Annotated in this window: 22 protein-coding genes; 19 read left to right on the top strand and 3 right to left on the bottom strand. The window is 45.7% G+C overall.

Annotated elements, in window-relative coordinates:
- The first annotated feature begins 46 nt into the window (after window positions 1–46).
- Window positions 47–1,180, top strand: coding sequence for a flagellar assembly protein FlgT (locus tag F0229_RS19480; RefSeq protein WP_017062267.1), 1,134 nt, complete (start codon window positions 47–49; stop codon window positions 1,178–1,180).
- A gap of 139 nt (window positions 1,181–1,319) precedes the next feature.
- Window positions 1,320–1,826, top strand: a complete 507-nt coding sequence (locus tag F0229_RS19475) for a hypothetical protein (RefSeq protein ID WP_017062268.1) — start codon at window positions 1,320–1,322, stop codon at window positions 1,824–1,826.
- A gap of 127 nt (window positions 1,827–1,953) precedes the next feature.
- On the opposite strand, the gene F0229_RS19470 is transcribed toward F0229_RS19475, so the two are convergent.
- The 3 genes from F0229_RS19470 to F0229_RS19460 are packed head-to-tail and all read right to left on the bottom strand — an operon-like array spanning window position 1,954 to window position 4,710.
- Window positions 1,954–3,195, bottom strand: coding sequence for an NAD(P)/FAD-dependent oxidoreductase (locus F0229_RS19470; RefSeq protein WP_171733497.1), 1,242 nt, complete (start codon window positions 3,193–3,195; stop codon window positions 1,954–1,956).
- Window positions 3,196–3,218: 23 nt separating this feature from the next.
- Complete coding sequence (locus F0229_RS19465) at window positions 3,219–4,292, bottom strand: methyltransferase (RefSeq protein WP_017062270.1); 1,074 nt, start codon at window positions 4,290–4,292, stop codon at window positions 3,219–3,221.
- Window positions 4,293–4,320: 28 nt separating this feature from the next.
- A complete protein-coding gene (locus F0229_RS19460) occupies window positions 4,321–4,710 on the bottom strand; it encodes a hypothetical protein (RefSeq protein WP_017062271.1) in 390 nt (129 codons plus the stop codon).
- 72 nt (window positions 4,711–4,782) lie between these two features.
- Here F0229_RS19460 and F0229_RS19455 point away from each other — a divergent pair, with 72 nt between their 5' ends.
- From F0229_RS19455 to F0229_RS19375, 17 genes are all read left to right on the top strand, one after another.
- On the top strand, window positions 4,783–5,532 hold the full coding sequence (locus F0229_RS19455; RefSeq protein ID WP_170962821.1) for a beta-ketoacyl synthase chain length factor: 750 nt from the start codon (window positions 4,783–4,785) through the stop codon (window positions 5,530–5,532).
- A complete protein-coding gene (locus tag F0229_RS19450) occupies window positions 5,529–6,299 on the top strand; it encodes a 1-acyl-sn-glycerol-3-phosphate acyltransferase (protein ID WP_171733496.1) in 771 nt (256 codons plus the stop codon). The genes F0229_RS19455 and F0229_RS19450 overlap by 4 nt, the downstream gene beginning before the upstream one ends.
- Before the next feature lie 105 nt (window positions 6,300–6,404).
- The gene (locus F0229_RS19445; protein WP_004739743.1) at window positions 6,405–6,665 is read left to right on the top strand and encodes a phosphopantetheine-binding protein; all 261 of its coding nucleotides are present in this window, start codon (window positions 6,405–6,407) and stop codon (window positions 6,663–6,665) included.
- A 10-nt stretch (window positions 6,666–6,675) separates the two neighbouring features.
- On the top strand, window positions 6,676–6,933 hold the full coding sequence (locus F0229_RS19440) for an acyl carrier protein (protein WP_004739745.1): 258 nt from the start codon (window positions 6,676–6,678) through the stop codon (window positions 6,931–6,933).
- Entirely contained in the window at window positions 6,933–7,490 is a 558-nt protein-coding gene (locus tag F0229_RS19435; protein ID WP_171733495.1) for a septation protein IspZ, read from the top strand. The genes F0229_RS19440 and F0229_RS19435 overlap by 1 nt, the downstream gene beginning before the upstream one ends.
- Window positions 7,491–7,496: 6 nt before the next feature.
- Entirely contained in the window at window positions 7,497–8,885 is a 1,389-nt protein-coding gene (locus F0229_RS19430) for an AMP-binding protein (RefSeq protein ID WP_171733494.1), read from the top strand.
- A gap of 88 nt (window positions 8,886–8,973) precedes the next feature.
- Window positions 8,974–9,336: a 3-hydroxyacyl-ACP dehydratase gene (locus tag F0229_RS19425; RefSeq protein ID WP_017062276.1), complete on the top strand. Its 363-nt coding sequence runs from the start codon at window positions 8,974–8,976 to the stop codon at window positions 9,334–9,336.
- On the top strand, window positions 9,329–11,128 hold the full coding sequence (locus tag F0229_RS19420) for a glycosyltransferase family 2 protein (protein ID WP_171733493.1): 1,800 nt from the start codon (window positions 9,329–9,331) through the stop codon (window positions 11,126–11,128). The genes F0229_RS19425 and F0229_RS19420 overlap by 8 nt, the downstream gene beginning before the upstream one ends.
- Window positions 11,106–12,653 carry a histidine ammonia-lyase gene (hutH, locus tag F0229_RS19415; protein ID WP_017062278.1) on the top strand — a complete coding sequence of 516 codons (1,548 nt, stop codon included), beginning with the start codon at window positions 11,106–11,108 and terminating at the stop codon, window positions 12,651–12,653. The genes F0229_RS19420 and hutH overlap by 23 nt, the downstream gene beginning before the upstream one ends.
- Before the next feature lie 39 nt (window positions 12,654–12,692).
- Window positions 12,693–13,196 carry a thioesterase family protein gene (locus F0229_RS19410; protein ID WP_017062279.1) on the top strand — a complete coding sequence of 168 codons (504 nt, stop codon included), beginning with the start codon at window positions 12,693–12,695 and terminating at the stop codon, window positions 13,194–13,196.
- Entirely contained in the window at window positions 13,183–13,863 is a 681-nt protein-coding gene (locus tag F0229_RS19405; RefSeq protein WP_017064143.1) for an outer membrane lipoprotein carrier protein LolA, read from the top strand. Before F0229_RS19410 ends, F0229_RS19405 begins: the two co-directional genes overlap by 14 nt.
- Entirely contained in the window at window positions 13,835–16,207 is a 2,373-nt protein-coding gene (locus F0229_RS19400; protein ID WP_048659798.1) for an MMPL family transporter, read from the top strand. The genes F0229_RS19405 and F0229_RS19400 overlap by 29 nt, the downstream gene beginning before the upstream one ends.
- Entirely contained in the window at window positions 16,204–16,827 is a 624-nt protein-coding gene (locus F0229_RS19395; RefSeq protein ID WP_029235408.1) for a DUF3261 domain-containing protein, read from the top strand. The genes F0229_RS19400 and F0229_RS19395 overlap by 4 nt, the downstream gene beginning before the upstream one ends.
- Before the next feature lie 5 nt (window positions 16,828–16,832).
- Complete coding sequence (locus F0229_RS19390; protein ID WP_171733492.1) at window positions 16,833–18,032, top strand: beta-ketoacyl-[acyl-carrier-protein] synthase family protein; 1,200 nt, start codon at window positions 16,833–16,835, stop codon at window positions 18,030–18,032.
- On the top strand, window positions 18,025–18,489 hold the full coding sequence (locus F0229_RS19385) for a hotdog family protein (RefSeq protein ID WP_017062284.1): 465 nt from the start codon (window positions 18,025–18,027) through the stop codon (window positions 18,487–18,489). The genes F0229_RS19390 and F0229_RS19385 overlap by 8 nt, the downstream gene beginning before the upstream one ends.
- Window positions 18,486–19,211 (top strand): 3-ketoacyl-ACP reductase FabG2, encoded by a 726-nt coding sequence (locus tag F0229_RS19380; RefSeq protein WP_017062285.1) that lies wholly within the window; start codon window positions 18,486–18,488, stop codon window positions 19,209–19,211. The genes F0229_RS19385 and F0229_RS19380 overlap by 4 nt, the downstream gene beginning before the upstream one ends.
- Window positions 19,208–20,431: a beta-ketoacyl-ACP synthase gene (locus F0229_RS19375; RefSeq protein ID WP_017062286.1), complete on the top strand. Its 1,224-nt coding sequence runs from the start codon at window positions 19,208–19,210 to the stop codon at window positions 20,429–20,431. Before F0229_RS19380 ends, F0229_RS19375 begins: the two co-directional genes overlap by 4 nt.
- Window positions 20,432–20,563: the final 132 nt, after the last annotated feature.

Raw genomic sequence — 20,563 nt, 5'->3', positions numbered from 1 at the left:
ATAGTTATTTGTTAAGCAATATTTATACCCAACTGGTAACGAATAGATGAAAAAAATAATTTCTTACTTATTTTCAATAAGTTCACTGATAACCATAAGCTTCAGTGCTCATGCCTCTTGGTATGAGGTTACCGGTACCGCAGCCATCGTATCGTCAGAGGAAACGGCAAGGGTCCATGCTCTGGAAGACGCGGTATATAAAGCGATCCAGTTCTCAGGAGCCGACATTGGTAGCATTGCCAACCTCACGCCGTACCTCGACGCAAACAAGAAAGAGTTTCAATTTACCAATCATGAAGTGCGCTACATCTTGGTAGAGAAAGAGAAAAAACGCAGTGGCAATATAATGATCACCGCAAGGATCGATATCTATCCTTCGGCAAATGCTTGCCATGAGAGCCAATACAAGAAGACATTTTTAGTCGGCAACATTGATGTGACCTCCCCTCAGCAAGCTGTAATGGGCAGAATCTATAACATTGGTGATGATTTTGGCCATGTCGTGGACCGACAGCTGGCGCAAGAGTCTCGCAGCTTTGTTTCCGTTGGCACGACCAATTACGATATCGACAAGCGTCGACCAGAGGTGATCAAGATGATCGCCCAAGACACTGGCGCGCAGTACATCATTGGTGGCGACATTACCGATTTAACCGCGACCATCGAATCCAAGCTTTTGAAAGACGACATCATCAATCGTCAGTTTGCGTTAGAGATGCAAGTCTTCGATGGTAAAACAGGACATCAGGTTTACAACCGTAGCTATCGTGAAGTGGCAAAGTGGCCATTTGCTAAGACCAGTGAAGTGGACACCCGCAGTGCTCGTTTCTGGGCATCAACCTACGGCAGTATGATGCTGCGTGTTAGCCGCAATATTATGTTGGACTTGGAATCTGAAGTGTCATGTAAGATCACGCTTCCAGAGGTGGCAGCGGTATTTGGTAACACGGTGACCATTGATTTAGGTCGAATGCATGGTGTTCAACAAGGTGACAAACTGCAACTGTGGCACACAGGTTCGTTTATCGACCAACGCGGCTTGCCACGTAATAAGGTATCTCAAAGCGATATCACACTGACCGTTTCTCGCGTTTATGAAAACGAAGCAGAACTGACGATCGACCAACCAAGCCTTGCTGGAAGCATTCAAATTGGTGATGTGATGCAGAAAATCATGTAGTTAGCGACACGCCCGCCTCACAGTTTCTAATAAAGCCTTAGCACTTTTGTTAAGGCTTTATTTTTTTCATGGGTATTAGTTTCGGTTTTGCAGTATTTGGCGTAATCTTATTAATAACATAATCATCACTTAGCAAACTATGAGTCAGAATAATCTAATTGGTGCTACAGGTTACCGCTTTATCTCGAAAGGTAAAACCGCTTTTAAGATCCACATTCATACTCCCGAAGATACGGTGTTGCATCGGTCGGTCGGTTTTGTTCGTATGGGTGAAGACAAAGCACTGAAGAAAACCATTAAATTAAGAGATGAACTGGGCAGACAGCTATGGGGCAAATTTTGGCCCAAAGTCCTCAAAGAGCCCTACCTGATGACGCGCCTGCCTCATAGTCTAGAACCCAAAATTGTATTCAAACCAAATCCAACTCAGAGTGATCCTGAACACCGCGACGAATGCTACATCGCTAAGTGGCGTGTATTCTCAGAAAACGGCGACTACAAATACAAAACTAAGGTTTGCTCCATTAGAAAGCACGGCAGACTTGCCGCTTATAGCCAAACCAAACGCGCCCTGCTTGATGCCCACAAAGATGTGATTGATCTGCTGATCTTTATGGGTCGACTAAACAGTATCGATCTGAAGTAGCCTAAAATGCAATTAGGTATTAACTGTATTGTTCACATACAAAAACAGCCGCACATTGCGGCTGTTTTTATTTTTAGGCTAGGCATCTTGGCGCTTTAGCATGTTGTCCACACACTAAATAGACCACCTAGCTTCGGCATATCTCTGCCAATGTTGTGAGTCGGCGTTTAGACTCTTTCACATAAGGGTTGGTTTGATCCCATGCGTAGCCCGCCAGAATTGAGCACACCATCTGCTTAATCTTTGGATTTGGATCTTGATAGAAAATCACATCCTGCAAAGTACCTGAGTACCACCCCTCAACATACGTTCTAAAGGTGTTTACACCAACCATCAAAGGAGCGGCATAATCGCGTTCCCAATCTACCTTCTCACCGTTAAGTTGCTTTTCGACACACTCAACCGCAAACTGTGCCGACTTCATCGCAATCGTCACGCCTGACGAGAACACCGGGTCAAGGAACTCGCCGGCATTGCCAAGCAACGCGTACTTATCCGTCGCCAAATGTTTTACATTGGCAGAATAGCCACCAATTTCACCCGCAGGGTTTGGATACTCGGCGCTTGCCAGTATCTCAGCCAAGCCCGGCTCTTCCGCTGCCAGCTGTTTAATTGCAGCAATCTTGTCTTCTGGATAGGACTCAAAGAACTTAGGCTCTCCTACCACACCAAACGAAGAGACACCGTTACTAAACGGGATCAACCAATACCAAACATCAGGGTTGGTTGGATGCACAGAGATAAGAATTTTATTTCGGTCATATTCAAGATCGGTATCCACCTCTGCAATATGATCGTTAATGTGCGTAAAAATAGCTTTGCGTGGAGGAAGCGATGACGGCTCTTCTAAGTTAAGCATTTTTGGTAGCACTCGACCAAAACCACTGCCATCCAGAACGTATTGAGCTTCTATCTGATAACGCTCTCCACCCAGCACTTGTACATCTAAAATGGTGCTGTCGTCGGTGAAATTAATGCCCATTAACTCATGTTGGTAATCAATGCAGACACCCTGCGCCTCAGCCGTATCTGCCAAAACCTTATCAAAGGCACCTCGCTGAACCTGAAACGTGGTTCCAGGGCCAGAAGAGAACTTGTCTTCAAAATTGAACGCCGTATAAACACCATTTTTGCGAAAGGCAGCGCCATCTTTGTATTGGAAGTTAGCGTTGATCACTGCGTCAGTCATCCCAGCCTGTTCAATCATTTCCATACAAGCTGGTAATAGGCTTTCACCAATAGAAAAGCGAGGGAATACGCTCTTTTCAATCACTCGAACATCGATGCCTTTTTTATGAAGTAAAGACGCAGCAATAGACCCTGATGGCCCAGCTCCGATGATCACCACTTGAGTTGATAGTTTTTTCATCATTTAAGCCATGTTTGTTATTTTTATTGCGCGCCAGCTTTCAATTCTAGAAGCGTGTGACCAAGACCGATATCGTCGGTACGCGTTACCACTTCAAAGCCCGCTTCTTCAACAATCTCTAAGAAATCTTCACTGCGGTAAAAACGACTGTTGCCATTGGCCAAGCAGGTAAAGTAGAGAGACGTCGCGTTTAAGCTATAAGAAGCCGCATCGTATTTCTGTGAATCCCAAAACAGTTCAAGGATATAGACAGTCGCATCTTCTGACATATGAGAGCGAACGCGCTTTAATATGCTCAGAATCTCCATTGGCGAGAAACAATCAAGGAACTGACTCATCCACCAAACATCCGCGCCCGTTGGCAGAGTTTGCTGTTTATCGAGCATATTCGCTGGGAATGGCGTGACTCGCTCTTGATGACCATGCTTTGCCGCGTTTGCCATTGCCATTTCTAGCTGCTGTGGCAAATCAACAATCGTCACCTCAACGTCCGCATCATGGTTGCAGCATTGCATCGCCCACTTACCCGTGTTGCCGCCGATATCCACCAGCGACTTAGGTTTCTTGCTGAAGACTTTTTCAAGTAACACAGGGAACGAGCGATCCGAATAGAAGTGATCAAACTTGAACCAACTCTCTTTTGCTTTTTCTGGCAATTGAGACAAGCCTTGGTAAATGGTTTCCCAATCACCCAACTCTTTCAAGCCTGCAGGTGTGCCTTCTTCAATCGCTTCTGTTAGATGCATCATCGCGGCATAACAAACATCGGCTGTGAAATCCATGTTTGCGTTAGTCATACCATCATGCAGAAGGTAGAAACCAAGGTTAGCCATTTTGTAGTTAGGCTTTTCCCAAGTCACAATATGAGCACTTAACGCCATATCGAGCAGGACTTTCACGCCGTACTCAGAGACACCGGTCGATTCAGAGATAGACTCTGCTGGTAAACCCTCGTTGCCCGCGTCATCTAACGCTTTCAAAATGCCTAAATCACGAAGTGTACGAGCAGTATGAAAAACAATCGGAGCGAAAGACAATTTCTGCGCTTCTGTTTTTGCTTCTAATGCGTTGAATGGATCTAATTTATATTCCGACACGAAAAACCTAACTTTAAATAATAGAGAGTTACTCAGCTGCCATTTGCGCAAGCTTACGTTTAATATCAACGTTTAAGTTATTAACCCAACGGTTGTAATTACGGTGTATTTCACCATCGTCGTACTTCAAATTCTCTGATTCAACGTAAAGAATAGAGTAAAACTTATCACTATAAGGAATTTCAACCACAGCGTGGTGCGAACGAACATACAATTCAGCGCGGATCAAACCAGGCTTTATTTCTGAAACCAACCAGCCTCGATTTTCAGCAGATTCAGAAATAGCTGATTTAACCTGTTTACTTTGAAGATTCAGTGCAACTGGAGTATCCTCAACATTCATTACAGGTTGGACGCGTCCACATCCTGCAAGAACGAATATGAATAACATTGAAACTGCTATTTTTAGTAATTTCATTTAAATTCCTTATCTGTGTTTATTTATAAGCGCGCATAGTATTTAGTTAGACTCAAAGCAAATCAATACTCTATGTCAAATCAATCCCAATTAATGTCGTTTAATATTGAGAAATGGTCTGCAAATTCGGCTGGTCTCAATTCTGTTGCCCAATGGCAAGCGTGGAGCACTAATTTAGATTGGCCACAAGATGGCTCAACTGAATTTAAAGCGATCCCACCGATGATGCGCCGCCGAATGAGCCTACAAAGTAAATTGGCCGTTCAAACTGCATTGACACTCTTAAAAGACAACTCGATTGATTATCTGGTTTTTGCCAGTCGACATGGTGAACTGCACCGAACCGCAACCTTGATCCAGTCGATATTGGAAGGTGATGATGCCTCGCCAATGGCGTTTTCACAGTCCGTGCATAATACAGCTGCAGGGTTAACTACCATCGCAGCGAAAGCACCAATCCCTCTGACCTCTATTGCGGCCGGCCAAGATACTTTCCACAACGCTCTGATCGAAGCTTATCTTTACCTACATCAGTACCCGTCACATCGTGTACTCGTCATTGACTTCGACCAGCCTTTGCCTGAGCTTTACCAAGAATACGAAACACAAGACTATACGGATTATGCTCTGGGCTTAGTGCTCAGCGTTGGCAGTGAATATTCTATTACTAGAACAGTAGAAGCCAACCAAGCACCTTCCGTGTTACCACAAGGGCTACAAACGCTCCAACATATCTTATTGGGCGCAAATAAGTGGGCTATTGCTGGCAAGCACCAAACTTGGTCTTGGGTAAATAACACCGAGACAGGTCCACAATCATGAGCAAAATCGACCAATATTGGCGAGTATTCGCGACAGGGCTGTGCTTTACCATCTTTGGTCTAGGTGGCTTAGTATTAAGCTTCTTAATCTTACCCACTATCGCGCTAACGACTTCCAACACCATTAAAAGAGAGCTCAGAGCTCAACGATTGATTCGCTTCTCATTCAATGCCTTCTGCCAGATCATGAAATTCACAGGCGCAATAGATTATCGAATTGATGGTGCGGAACTACTGCGAGAAGATCGCAACTGTATCATCGTCGCCAATCACCCAAGTTTGATTGACTATGTACTGATCGCCTCGCAACTTCCTCAATGTGATTGCCTCGTTAAAGCAGCCATTTGGGAAAACCCATTTATGAAAAGGATCGTCAAAGCCGCGGGCTACATACCCAATCAGGCTCCCGACGATCTTTTAGAACGCTGTGAAGAGCGCTTTTCGCGCGGGAATGTGCTACTTGTTTTTCCCGAAGGCACTCGCACAACGCCCGGAATTGAACCATCCTTACAGCGTGGTGCGGCACAAATTGCCACCCGAACACAAACCGATTTACGGGTGATTCATATTACGGTTTCTCCGACATTCTTAACGAAAGAGAAAAAATGGTATCAAGTTCCTGTGACGAAGCCCTTTTTTCATGTCGCGGTGAAAGGTAAAATAGAAGTCGCACCATTTATTGAAGGCTCAAATAATTTAACTTCGGCAGCAAGACGCCTTAATCATCATCTTGCACAAACAATTTTCCCTTCCGAAGAAAACATTTAGCGTATCAATAACATAACAGGCGATATCGGCATTTCGAAAATACCTCATATAATGTAGAATCGCCCCCTTAAAGCAGCATTTAGACAAAGCATTAAGTAGGCCAAAGTGGAAACATTACACAACGAACTGAAACAACTGATCATCGACGCATTAAATCTTGAAGACATGAGCATTGATGAGATTGAAACGGAAGCTCCACTGTTTGGTGATGGACTAGGACTAGATTCTATTGATGCACTAGAACTTGGCCTTGCTATCAAGAAGAAGTACAACATCGTAATTGATGCTGATGATTCAAACACTCGCGAGCATTTTGCATCGGTTGCAAACCTAGCGAATTACATCTCATCTCAAACGAATAACTAGACAGATCTTTATGACACAAGCTAACCAACAAGAAGTATACAACCAGGTTAAAGATGCGCTGATTGAGCTGTTCGAGCTTGATGCTGAGGATATCACACCAGAAGCTCATCTTTATCTTGATCTAGACCTAGACAGCATTGATGCGGTTGATTTGGTCGTTCACCTACAGAACGTAACAGGTAAAAAGATCAAGCCTGAAGAGTTCAAAGCAGTACGCACCGTTAATGACGTTGTAGAGTCTGTGGTTGAACTATTGAAGGACGCATAATGCGTCCTCTGCTGACTTTGCTGTCGGCAATCATACTTTTCACATATCCAATAGCGGTTTACTTTGGACTCAACAAGTTTGGCCTGCAAACCGTGGGTATCGTGTTGGCCGTTATCTTTGCTGTTCGCATTTTTACCGGCGGCCAGGCAAAAATCAAAGAGCTAAAACACCTAGCTTGGATCAGTGGAAGTGCTGGTATTGTTCTGCTGGCTTTAGGCTTAGCCTTTAAGCAGCATGGCTGGCTAACCTATTATCCCGTTATCGTTAATGTTTGTATGCTGGCTGTTTTTGCTTCAAGCCTATGGCAACCACAAACGATTATCGAACGTCTTGCTCGCCTTCAAGAGCCTGATCTTCCACAAAGTGGCATTGATTACACCAGAAAAGTCACCAAAGTCTGGTGCTTGTTCTTCGTTATCAACGGCTCTATTGCTTTTTACACCTGCTTCCAACCGCTAGAAGTATGGACCCTCTACAATGGCTTACTCAGCTATCTGTTTGCAGGGGTGCTCTTTGCCGGGGAATGGATAGTGAGACAACGCATTCGTCAGAGTTAAATTGTTATGACCCAAACCGTATCTTACACCTCGTTGTCTGAACTTCTCAGCCAGAACAGAGCCCCTGAATCTATTGTCTGCTTTGACGACAATAGTGAGATTACGTGGCAAGCCTTTAACGACGACTTATCTCAACTCGTGCACCTTTTATCTTCATCCCCTTTTCAACGAGTTGCGATTTGTACCCAAGATAGCTACCTATTTTTGATAGCATTTTTGGCGTGTGCAGCAGCTAACAAACACATCATCTTACCGGGTAACTACCAACCTTGTGCACTTGCTGAGTTAAGTGAACAGTTTGATTGCCTGCTAGTTGATGGCTCGATTGGCGAAGTTGAGGTGAGTGACGTTCGCAATATCCAAACCTTATTGGACTCAAGCACCGAACTACAAAAGCCTCTAACCGATGCTCTTACGACCATTGATTTGGCAACAGTCCTATTAACTCTGTTCACTTCAGGTTCAAGTGGCACGCCAAAAGCGATAGATAAAACGTTAGAACACCTAGATATTGAAACGGCTCAGTTACACAAGAACTGGGATGCTTTACTCAAGGGAAACCGAATCCAAAGCACCGTTTCCCACCAACACATCTATGGCCTGCTGTTTAGAATCTTATGGCCGCTCTGTTCTGGTGTGCCATTTGCTCGAAACAACCTTGAGTACCCAGAACAAATTCTGTCTCATGCCAATAAAAACTGTGTACTGATCAGCAGCCCAGCGCTACTTAAACGATTAAAGCATGAGACCAACAAGGTACAACTTGCAGGAATCTTCTCTTCGGGTGGTCCATTGCCTACCGAGTCGGCTCACCAGTCACGAGATCTGCTTGGTCATTTACCGATTGAAGTCTTTGGTAGCACAGAAACCGGTGGCATCGCATTTCGTCAGCAAGAGAGCGCTCAAACGCCTTGGCAGCTTTTTGCCTGTATTGAGGCTAGTCTCAACAGTGAGAATTGCATTAAGTTATTGTCGCCGTACATCGATAAGAATAACTGGTATCAAACCTCTGATGAGTGCGAGATGGTCTCGGAGAATCAATTCATATTGAAGGGCCGAACGGACCGAGTGATCAAGATAGAAGAAAAGCGAGTATCACTGGTTGAAGTGGAAAAGCGACTGGAGCAACTGCCTTGGATAAGTGAGTGCGTGGTTATTCCATTTGAGGAGCCTGAGCGATTAATATTAGCCTCTGTTTTGGTATTATCAGATGAAGGCCAAGCCGCTCTATCGACCATGAGCAAAGGTAAATTCTGGTTGATGCTGCGTACAGAACTCAGAAAGTGGTTAGAGCCAATCGCAATCCCGAGAAAATACCGTGTTGTCAATGAGATCCCCCTCAACAGCCAAGGTAAGCGATTAACATCTCACATAGAACAGCTAATAAAATCATAGAAACCGCTGATCGTATTTTACACTGAGATTATCTTTTTATATTTTTGTCAAAGAACCAATATTTGCCCAAGGATTCTAAGCACGCCCTATGGATAAAAGAAAACCAAACATCATTGCTGTAGACACGGTAGAAAATGAATCGACCCTGACACTTCATGTTAGCGGAGATATCACCGACTTTAATGGGCACTTCAAGAGCTTCCCTATTCTACCTGGCGTCACGCAAATTGATTGGGCACTTCACTACGCAGTCCAAGAGTTAGGCGTTCCTGGTTTCTTTAAAGGAATGGAAGTCATTAAGTTCCAAGAGCCTATCCTGCCTGACGCTACAATCCAGCTATCACTCAAATGGGATGCTGACAAAGACAAGCTGAGCTTTAGTTACACATCAAACAACGGTGAACAGACCCACTCTTCAGGCAAAATGAAGCTGGGAGAAAAAAGTGAATAGCGCTCCCGTCGAGGCTACTTCTCAACACCACACAAAAGAAAGCAGCTACAAGGCTTGCTTCCTTATCCCGTGCTTTAACCATGGCGCAACCATGCCGGCTGTGGTGTCGTCACTTCATCATTTTGAGTTACCGATCATCATCGTTGACGATGGCAGTGAACTCACAACAAAACAGTTTCTGTCTCCCCTAGCAGAGAATTCAAACGTAACCTTGGTGACGCTTGAACAGAACCAAGGTAAAGGCGGCGCAGTAAAAGCCGGAATCAAAAAAGCGCAGCAACTAGGCTTTAGCCACGCTATTCAGATAGATGCTGATGGGCAACACGACCTGGAAGCCTTGCCAACATTGATTGAGGCCTCACAAGCTAAGCCACAACGTCTGATATCAGGCCAGCCTATCTACGACGACAGCGTACCCAAAGCAAGGCTCTATGGGCGCTACGCGACACATATCTGGGTATGGATAGAAACCCTTTCTTTATCAATTAAAGACAGCATGTGTGGCTTTAGAGCGTATCCTATCAACCAAACTCAAACTGTGTTGAATAAGTACGATGTTGGTTCGAGAATGGACTTCGATATCGAGATTTTGGTTCGCCTGTATTGGGAAGGTTGCGACATAGACTTCGTTGAAACGCGCGTTATCTATCCTGAGAACGGCATCTCTCATTTCGATGCGTTGTGGGATAACGTCAAAATCAGTTGGATGCATACACGTCTATTCTTCAGCATGCTGCCAAGAGCACCAAAACTGATTGCTCGCCATTTCAAATCCGATTCAGCTGATAATAACCCAAATTTATCGACTGATTCAGAGCCGCAAGCTTCTGAACAACCACACTGGTCCCGCACTCAAGAACGCGGCACAGTATTAGGCATTAAGCTGTTATTAGCCATTTATACCTTGTTAGGTCGCGGTGTGTTCAACCTCATTCTGCGTGGTGTGATGCGTTACTACCACTTGACGGGCCAGCGTGCGCGAAACGCTTCCGAACAATATCTATTCCAATTAAAAGCCTATGCGGAACAGCAAAATATTGAGCTCCCCGGAGAACTAACCAGTTACAACCATCTGCTTTCATTTGGCCATACGATGCTCGACAAGCTCGCGGCATGGAAAGGTGATTTCTCGGCAGATAACCTGACTATTCATGGCCAAGACCAGTTCGAGAGCATGGTGGCAAATAAGCAAGGTGTGCTAATCCTTGGATCTCACCTTGGCAATATTGAGCTGTGCCGAGCTTTAGGTCGCAGACACTCGAACATCAAAATCAACGCCCTGGTTTTTACAGAACACGCCGAACGTTTTAATTCCGTGATGAAAGCGGTTAACCCGCAGTCTGATTTAAATCTGATTCAGGTGACATCGATGGGGCCTGATACCGCTATCTTGTTACAACAGAAACTAGAGCAAGGCGAATGGATCGTGATTGTTGGCGATCGAACTTCCACCAGCAAAGAGAGCCGCTCAGTATGGGCTGAGTTCTTAGGTAAGGAAGCTCCATTCCCTCAAGGTCCATTTATGTTAGCCTCGGTTCTCAAAGCACCCGTATTTTTGCTGTTTGGGTTACGTGACGACTCACAATCTAAGCCGCATTTTAATGTCTATTTCGAGCATTTTAGCAACAAGATCGAGCTACCAAGAAAGACTCGCGAACAATCTTTACAGCAAGTCGTTAAAAAATACGCAAATCGACTTCAGCACTACACACTGCAAGCACCGCTTCAGTGGTACAACTTTTTTAATTTTTGGACATTGAGCAAGCACCATGACGAAAAAGAATCCAAATAGCATCACCTTTGGTGCCGAGCGCCTCACGATTGAGGATGTTGTCGCTATCTCACAAGGCGCAAAAGCCTCGATGAACACAAGTGAAGCATTCACATCTAAGATCGACCGTGGTGTCGCTTTCTTAGAACGCCTATTGAAAGAAGAAGGTGTGATTTACGGTGTAACGACGGGTTACGGTGACTCATGTACGGTTGCGATTCCGCCAAACCTAGTTGACGAGCTACCACTGCATTTAACACGTTTTCACGGCTGTGGTTTAGGTGAAATATTGTCTCACGAACAAGCTCGTGCAGTATTAGCAACGCGCCTGTGTTCGTTATCACAAGGTGTCTCTGGTGTGACTCACGATCTACTCAACCAGATCGTTACCCTAATCAACCAAGACATCTCACCACGCATTCCTCAAGAAGGATCGGTGGGTGCCAGTGGCGACTTAACACCTCTGTCTTACTTAGCCGCAGCACTGATTGGTGAGCGTGATGTAATCTACAAAGGTGAAGTGCGCCCAACCAGTGACGTCTACAAAGAGTTAGGAATTAGCCCTATCAAACTTAAGCCAAAAGAAGGCTTGGCGTTGATGAATGGTACGTCTGTAATGACGGCATTAGCTTGTATCGCTTACAAGCGTGCGGAATATCTAGCTCAGCTATCAACTAAGATCACCGCTATGGTATCAGTCGGTATGCACGGCAATGACTTCCATTTCGATGAAGCGCTGTTTGCAGTCAAACCTCATCCTGGTCAACAACAAGTTGCTGCATGGCTGCGTGATGATCTGCAAGCGGATCGCCCGCCACGTAACAGTGATCGCCTCCAAGATCGTTACTCTCTGCGCTGTGCTCCACATGTTATCGGCGTGGTTCAAGACTCTCTGCCTTGGCTACGCCAAATGATCGAGAACGAGCTAAACAGTGCCAACGACAACCCAATTATCGATGGTGATAATGAGCGCGTACTGCACGGTGGACACTTCTACGGTGGACACATTGCAATGGCGATGGATACGTTAAAAACTGCAGTTGCGAACCTTGCTGATCTGCTTGACCGTCAAATGGCTCAGCTGATGGACTACAAGTTCAACAACGGTTTGCCATTCAACCTAACGGGTGCTGAAGGCGAACGTAAGCCAATCAACCACGGCTTTAAAGCAGTACAGATTGGCGTTTCAGCTTGGACAGCAGAAGCATTGAAACACACCATGCCAGCAAGTGTGTTCTCTCGCTCAACTGAGTGTCACAACCAAGATAAAGTGAGTATGGGCACCATCGCAGCTCGTGACTGTTTACGCGTTCTAGAGCTAACCGAACAAGTGGCAGCAGCGTCACTACTGGCGGGGACACAAGCACTCGAACTTCGTAAGCGCCACAATGAGCTTGATGAGCACCACATGAGTGAGAACCTCAAGCACATTCGCGACGAAGTGCTTAAGGAGTTTGAATTTATCGTAGAAGATCGACCACTTGAAGGCGATCTACGCCACTTCATTGCTCGTATTCAAAGTCAGCACTGGTCACTTTACTCATAAAGTAGCCAACCCTTTACGCAATATTGTTGAGAGCGATTTATGTCTGAAATCCTTCACCCATTACAATCTGAGGTGACGCTTATCACCTCATTCCAAGATGCCGACCCAATGGGCGTGATCTATCACGGCAACTACTTCCGATTCTTTGAAGAAGTTAGGCGCATCATGATGGATAAGATTGAGTACAACTACCATGAGATGAAGGATTCTGGCTACATGTGGCCTATCATCGATACCCGCGTGAAATACATTAAGGCGATACCGTTTAATCACAAGATTAAGGTAACGGCGAAACTCACCGAGTGGGAAAATCGCCTGCGCGTCGATTATGAAATTCATGATGCTCTAACCGGTGCTCGAATGACACGTGCTCACACCATGCAGGTTGCCGTCACCATCGAAGAACAAGAGATGTGCTTTGCCTCACCCAAAGTGTTTACTGACAAAGTCGAACACTGGCACCAATTTGGTTGCTTACCTCTAGCAACTGAACATCAAACACAAACCTCTAACCCACAGCAGGTGAACCATGAATCTGTTTAAACGCAGTCGCAAATACATCAATATCGCGCTAATTGGACTTACTGCGATGATGGCAAGCGGCCTTGTAAGCGCCAAAGAAAACTCTGCTGCTGTCAATTCTATTTCAGAGCTGCAGACGGTGCTCAGCGAAAATAGTATTGTGCGTGGTGAGTTCACTCAAACACGCAATATGGAGATGTTCGCCCAGCCTTTAACGTCACAAGGTACATTTCTGTTAGACAAATCAAGTGGCTTACTCTGGACACAAACCACTCCGTTTCCCGTGAACTTAGTGCTCACCGATAACAAACTGAGCCAAAGGTTTGCCGATCAACCCGCAAAAATCATCACCGACAAAGAAAATCCAATGGCGTTTTATTTCAGCCATATCTTCTTGTCAGTGTTTCATGGGGACACGCAAAAACTTCAGGAACAGTTCGCACTCAATTTTGAGCCCGCAACTAACACCAGCTCTGATGAAAATGTACAAGCATGGACACTGACTCTAAAGCCCAAAAATGCACCGATGAATGCGGTGTTTGAGGCTATCACGCTGCAAGGCAACAGCGATATTGAACGTATTGAGTTGAAAGAGATTCGTGGAGATAGCACAGTGATCGAATTCAGTCAGTTAAGCCATCTACCGGAAGTATTATCAGATGCTGAAGCGAAACAATTCCAACTCTAGTCTTGCCCTTGTTTGGCTTGTTGTTGTAATGCTGTTTAGCGGGTTGTTGACCAAACAATTCGCTTTTTCTTCGTCGGTACCGATTGAAAGCAACATTCTAAAGTTACTGCCCGAAAACCAGCAAGACCCAATGGTAGAGCAAGCCTTTCAGCAGATATCCAGCTCGATGAGCGAGCAAGTGGTATTTATCATAAGCGCTCCCGATATCGAACAAACCATGGTTGCGACCGACGCTTTTGAAAAAGCTCTCAACCAAAGAACTTTTTCAAGTCAGCCAACTCTGTTTAAGCAAGTTCAAGGTAAAATCAACGCCAGCACTCAAAGCCAGTGGAGCGATTTCTATTTTCGTCACCGATCTCAACTGCTGACCCAACAACAAAAAGAGACGCTGACACACTCGCCTGATTCGCGAGCTCAATATGTCATTCAGTCTCTGTACAATCCATTCTCAGGCGTCACTGCAGCAGAGTTATCTCTCGACCCATTCTTGTTATTTCGCGACTACATCAGTGCTATTGGCGTCCAATCAAGTAACTTTGTTCTGAAAGAGGGCTATCTCACGGCCCAGTCGAATGAGCAAACTCATATTTTAGTCACGGCTACTCTGGCGGACTCACCTTATAGCTTGGCGATTCAAGAACAACTTCCAGATCTTGATTCAATTGAGCGCGAGGTCGAAAAACAATTTGGCGTCAAGGTGCAGCATACTGGTGTGGTGTTCTACGCCAATTACGGTACCGAAAGCGCGAAATCAGAAATCAGTACCATTGGTTTGGGCTCATTGGCAGGCGTTATTTTATTGGTGTGGCTGACATTTCGTAGTGCGCTACCACTTGCCTTATCTTTACTCTCAATCAGTACAGGATTATTGGTTGCACTGGCAAGCACTGTCGCTATCTTTGGTAAGGTGCATCTATTCAGCTTGGTGTTTGGCGCTAGCTTGATTGGCGTATCCATCGATTACTCTTTTCACTATCTCACTGACCGTTTGGCCGCAGGAAGCCACTGGCAGAGCGATAAAGGCCTAAAGCATATTTTCATTGCCATCACTCTAGGTTTAATCACCAGCTTAATCGGATACTTAGGGCTACTGGTTGCGCCATTCCCAGGCTTGCAGCAACTGGCTCTGTTTTCGTCGATTGGACTGATCGCAGCTTACGCCAGTGTGGTGTGCTGGTACCCCGTTTTAGCGGTAAAACCAGGCCAAGAGCGCCCTCTTCCCCTGTCGAAACTTTGGCATACTTGGTTAAGCCTTTGGAGCAACCAAAAATTTAGAATTGGCTTACCGTTAACAGTGACTGTCGTTAGCTTGATGTCACTCAGTCAAATTCGTTACGACGACGATATTCGCCAGCTTCAGGCTATGCCCGAACAACTCAAACAACAAGAGCAAGCCATTACTGAGATATCAGGGTTAGGCAGTGGTCAAAATATGCTTTTGGTCACAGCTCAGAGCGACCAAAAGCTACTCAAAAAATTGACAGAAATCACCACAAGCTTAGATTCGCTGGTCAATAGCCAAGGTATCTCCGGGTATCGCAGCATCAATCAACACTTGTTAAGTAAACAAGAACAGCATGATAACTATCAGTTGGTTGAACAACTCTATAGTCAACAAAGCCATATATTACAAAGCTCTCTCGGTTGGTCTACGTTTCCAGAACTACCAAAATTCGAACCAATCACGGTATCTGGATTTTTGGAGTCTCCAGTCTCAGAGCCTGTTCGACCACTTTGGTTAAAACCTATCGACGGGCAAGCAGCGTCGGTCATTTTGATAAAAGACGTCACTGATGCTGAGCTGTTCTCACAGTGGTTGGAGTCAGATTTTGCTCAGAAGCAAGGTGTGAAACACCTCAATAAAGCGGATGAAATCTCCTCTCTTTTTGCTGAGTACCGCGTCAAGATTACCGAGCTGTTATTGATAGCATTGGCAGCTATTGGCATGCTGTTAGGCTGGCGCTATGGTGTGAAGCAAAGCCTGTTAATGCTGTTGCCTTCATTGATTGCAGGCGTAGCAGGTTTGGCGGTCACGGGCATTTTAGGCTCGACACTGAACCTATTTAACCTGCTTGGTTTGATTCTGATTTTAGGGATTGGCATAGACTACACCCTGTTCTTTGCTGAGCAAAAGAAATCGCTGAGCACCTTATTAGCGATCACCTTGTCAGGTCTCACAACACTACTTTCATTCGGCTTACTGTCGCTGAGCCAGACTCATGCTATTCATAGCTTCGGGGTGACGGTTCTGACAGGGATCTTTGTCGCTTGGCTGCTTTCTCCACTCGCGATCAACAGTAGTAAAAACGTAGAAGGACCAATTACTCGAGAGGCTTTTAGATGATCCAGACATTAAAGGTAACCTTCGCCATACTAGTGGGCATTCTAATGAGTGCCTGCTCGATGGTTTCTCAGCAGCCAAGTGGTGCGAGCGTGTCTATCGATCAAGACACCGATCTAGCACTACCACTGCCAGCTGAACTGGGATACTCATTAACAGCCAGTCAGTTGATTAGCGCTACGTGGGAAAATGATACACAGCAGCTTCCGGTTCAAGTCGAAGTCACACCAGGTAAAGTGGTTTTGGCGGGGTTCTCCTCTTGGGGTACTCGCATTCTATCGCTGCAATACCAGAATCAAGTAATTGATACGCAGGTTTTGTCTGGGCTTGGCGCAACTTTGCCACAACCTGAACAGGTGCTATTTAATTTAATGCTTACCTTATGGCCGGCTGAAGCATGGGCTCAGCCTTTACAAAGCATAGGTTGGCACCTAGTCGATACCGACAAAACAAGAACCGTATTTGATGAAAACCAACAGGCAATCATTCAAATTGATTACCAAACAGATCCTGGTACACACAAAACGGCAGGCGACATTGTTTTCAAACATTTGACCCTGGGCTACAACATCACCGTACAAACGTTGAACTCAACGATTGTCGACAATCCAAGTAAGAGTTGAACACTATGCCTATTTACATCCAAGACTGTGGTTTCCACTCAGCGCTAGGCTCAAGTATTACTGACATTCATAGCTGCCTAAAAGGCGAATGTGAACCAAACATGGTTGAAGTGAGCGATATGCTGAACGACGGCAAACACACTGTCGTTGGCAAAATCGCAGGTGAGCTACCAGAGGTTCCATCCACCCTCGTGAAGTATGCCACTCGCAACAATCAGCTGGCGTTGTCAGTTCTCAACCAAATCAAAGATTCTATTGAACTTGCCAAGGCACAGTTTGGCGCAGACCGTATTGCTGTTGTTATAGGCACCAGCACCTCTGGTATCTCCGATGGTGAAGCGGCCTTCAAACAAAAACTGACAAACGGTGAGTTTCCAGAAGATTACCATTACTCAAAACAAGAGCTTGGTGACACTTCTGAGTTCGTTAGCCAGTATTGCGCATTAACGGGGCCAAACTACGTCATATCTACGGCTTGCTCATCCAGTGGCCGCGTATTTCTGACCGCCCAGCGCTTATTAGATTCAGGTATGGCTGATGCCGTGTTAGTCGGTGGTGTGGATACATTGTGTAAGCTGACACTCAATGGTTTCCACGGTCTTGAAGCACTCTCAACAACACATTGTAAGCCATTTAGTGCAACCCGAGAAGGTATCAACATAGGAGAAGCAGCGGCATTTATGTTGCTCAGCAAAACAAAGTTAGCCGGTGTTAATGCAGCACAAGACACGTCAAACATTGCCTTATTGGGCTGTGGGGACAGCTCTGATGCACACCACATTTCAGCGCCTCACCCTGAAGGCAATGGTGCTGAACAAGCAATGAAAAAAGCGTTACATTCTGCACAGTTAAACGCAGAAGACATTGGTTATATCAATGCACATGGTACAGCAACGCCACTCAATGACTCGATGGAAAGTAAAGCCATTCATCGTATTTTTGCAAACAAGGTTCCCGTCAGTTCTACCAAACCGCTGACCGGGCATACTCTAGGCGCAGCAAGTGCGATTGAGGCTGCAATTGCGTGGCATATTTTGAAATATGACTTACCGCTTCCCTTACAAAAATGTCAGGATAAAGCTGAAGATATTGAGATTGATTTGGTAAACTGTTCACAGAAACTTAAAGCAAAGAACATCTTAAGCAACTCGTTTGCTTTTGGTGGCAACAACATTAGCCTGATTTTTGGTGTAGTAAATGACTGATATCCCTTCTGTAGACCAACTTCTCCCTCACGATGATCCGATGATATTAATCGATCGTGCTATCAGCGTAGAGGCGTTGTCGATCCACTGTCAGGTCGATATTGGTGACCATAATCTGTTCTTTGACGCCGAATCTCAAACGGTACCAGCATATGTTGGAATCGAGTTTATGGCGCAGTCTGTAGCGGCATGGTCTGGATATCACGCACTTAAAAACGGCACCACGCCCCCAATCGGATTCTTACTCGGCTCTCGTCGCTATAAATCACTGTGTGATGAGTTTACTCAAGGTCAGACCCTTGATATCTACGCCGAACAGATGATGGAAGACAGCGGTATGGCTGTGTTTACCGCAAGAGTCGAAGACCGAGGTGAGTTAGTGGCTCAATGCCAACTCAACGTCTACGTGCCGACCGAACAAAAATTACAAGAAATGAAAACTAGGAGCCCATCATGAGCCGTCAGGTTTTAGTCACTGGTGCCAGTAAAGGTATTGGTAAAGCGATCGCTATTCAACTCGCGAAAGACGGGTTTGAAATCGCCGTTCATTACATGGGTGACAAGCAAGGTGCTGAAGAGACGCTAAAGTCGATCACCGAACTGGGTGGCGCTGGACGTCTTATTCAATTTGATATCAGCAAACGAAGCGAGTGTCGCGAAAAGCTTGAGTCTGATATCGCTGAACATGGTGCTTACTATGGTGTAGTGAACAACGCGGGCATTACTCGTGACACTGCATTCCCTGCGATGACAGAAGAAGAGTGGGATGGCGTGATCCACACCAACCTAGACAGCTTCTACAACGTACTTCACCCTTGTGTTATGCCTATGGTTCAAAAGCGTAAAGGTGGCCGTATCGTCACTCTAGCATCTGTATCAGGCATTATGGGTAACCGTGGGCAAACTAACTATGCAGCGGCAAAAGCGGGGGTGATTGGCGCAACTAAGTCTCTTGCTCTAGAGCTCGCAAAACGCAAGATCACGGTAAACTGTGTCGCTCCTGGCTTAATTGACACAGGTATGGTTGACGAGCACGTGAAAGATCACGCGCTTCCTCAAGTACCACTGCGCCGAATGGGTGAGCCGGAAGAAGTGGCAGGCCTAGTGAGCTACCTAATGTCGGATATTGCAGGCTACGTAACTCGCCAAGTGATTTCAGTAAATGGAGGCTTAGTATGACCCGCCGCGTTGTTGTAACTGGAATGTCTGGTGTTACTGCTTTTGGTAACGACTGGCAACAGATAGAGCCAAAACTAAAGGCCTGTGAAAATGCGACTCAATATATGCCAAGCTTCGAGCAATATGATGGTCTCAACACTAAGCTTGCAGCGCCTATTGATGACTTCCAACTGCCTAAACACTACAAGCGTAAGCAAGTTCGTGGCATGGGCCGAGTATCACGTCTAGCAACGGTTGCTACTGAGAATGCATTAGAGCAAGCCGGCTTAATTGGTCACGATGTATTGACCAATGGTGAGACTGGTATCGCTTACGGCTCTTCAACCGGCAGTACCGATGCGGTTGGTGCGTTTGGTGTGATGCTCAATGAGAAGTCTACACGAGCAATCACAGCAACCACTTACGTACAGATGATGCCGCACACTGCAGCAGTTAACGTAGGTCTGTTCTTTGGACTGCGTGGCCGCGTGATTCCCACCAGCAGTGCATGTACTTCAGGGAGCCAAGCCATTGGTTACGCCTATGAAGCGATCAAACATGGCTACCAAACCGTAATGGTTGCTGGCGGTGGTGAAGAGCTATGCCCAACTGAGTCTGCCGTTTTCGATACCCTTTTCGCTACCAGTTTAAAAAACGATACACCCAAGAAATCCCCTAGCCCATACGACAGCGAGCGTGATGGCTTAGTTATCGGCGAAGGCGCTGGAACCCTTATCCTTGAAGAATACGAACATGCGGTTGCTCGCGGCGCAAAAATCTATGCCGAAATCATTGGTTTCGCTAGCAACTGCGATGCCGCCCACGTGACCCAACCTCAAATGGAAACCATGCAAATCTGTATGGAAAAAGCATTGAGAGACGCACAACTTCCAGCTGAAAAGATTGGCTATGTCTCGGCGCATGGCACTGCGACTGAAAAAGGTGACATCGCCGAAAGTAACGCGACAGCGAATATCTTTGGCGAAGTACCTATTAGTTCTCTTAAGAGTTACTTTGGCCATACGCTTGGCGCATGTGGTGCGATTGAAGCTTGGCTCAGCCTTGAGATGATGCACAGCGGTTGGTTCAGCCCAACCCTAAACCTTAAGAATGTCGATGAACAGTGCGGCAAGCTCGATTACATCACGGGCTCAGGTCGCGAATTGGATGTTGAATACTTGATGAGCAACAACTTTGCTTTTGGTGGAATCAACACCTCTATCATCTTCAAGAAAGTCTAAGCTTAGCTACATAAAACGCTAAGTAAATAAAAAGGTTCATCGCGGATTAGCGGGAACTAAAAACAAAAACGGTAGTAAGTGATATGGTTTAGTCGCCAAACAAAAATCATACACAAACTACCGTTTTCATGC

This window comes from Vibrio sp. AIC-3 (genome assembly GCF_013114515.1).
GTDB classification, from domain to species: Bacteria; Pseudomonadota; Gammaproteobacteria; order Enterobacterales; family Vibrionaceae; genus Vibrio; species Vibrio crassostreae_C.
Note: the sequence above shows the minus strand (reverse complement) of the source record. Positions and strands in the feature narration are given on the sequence as shown.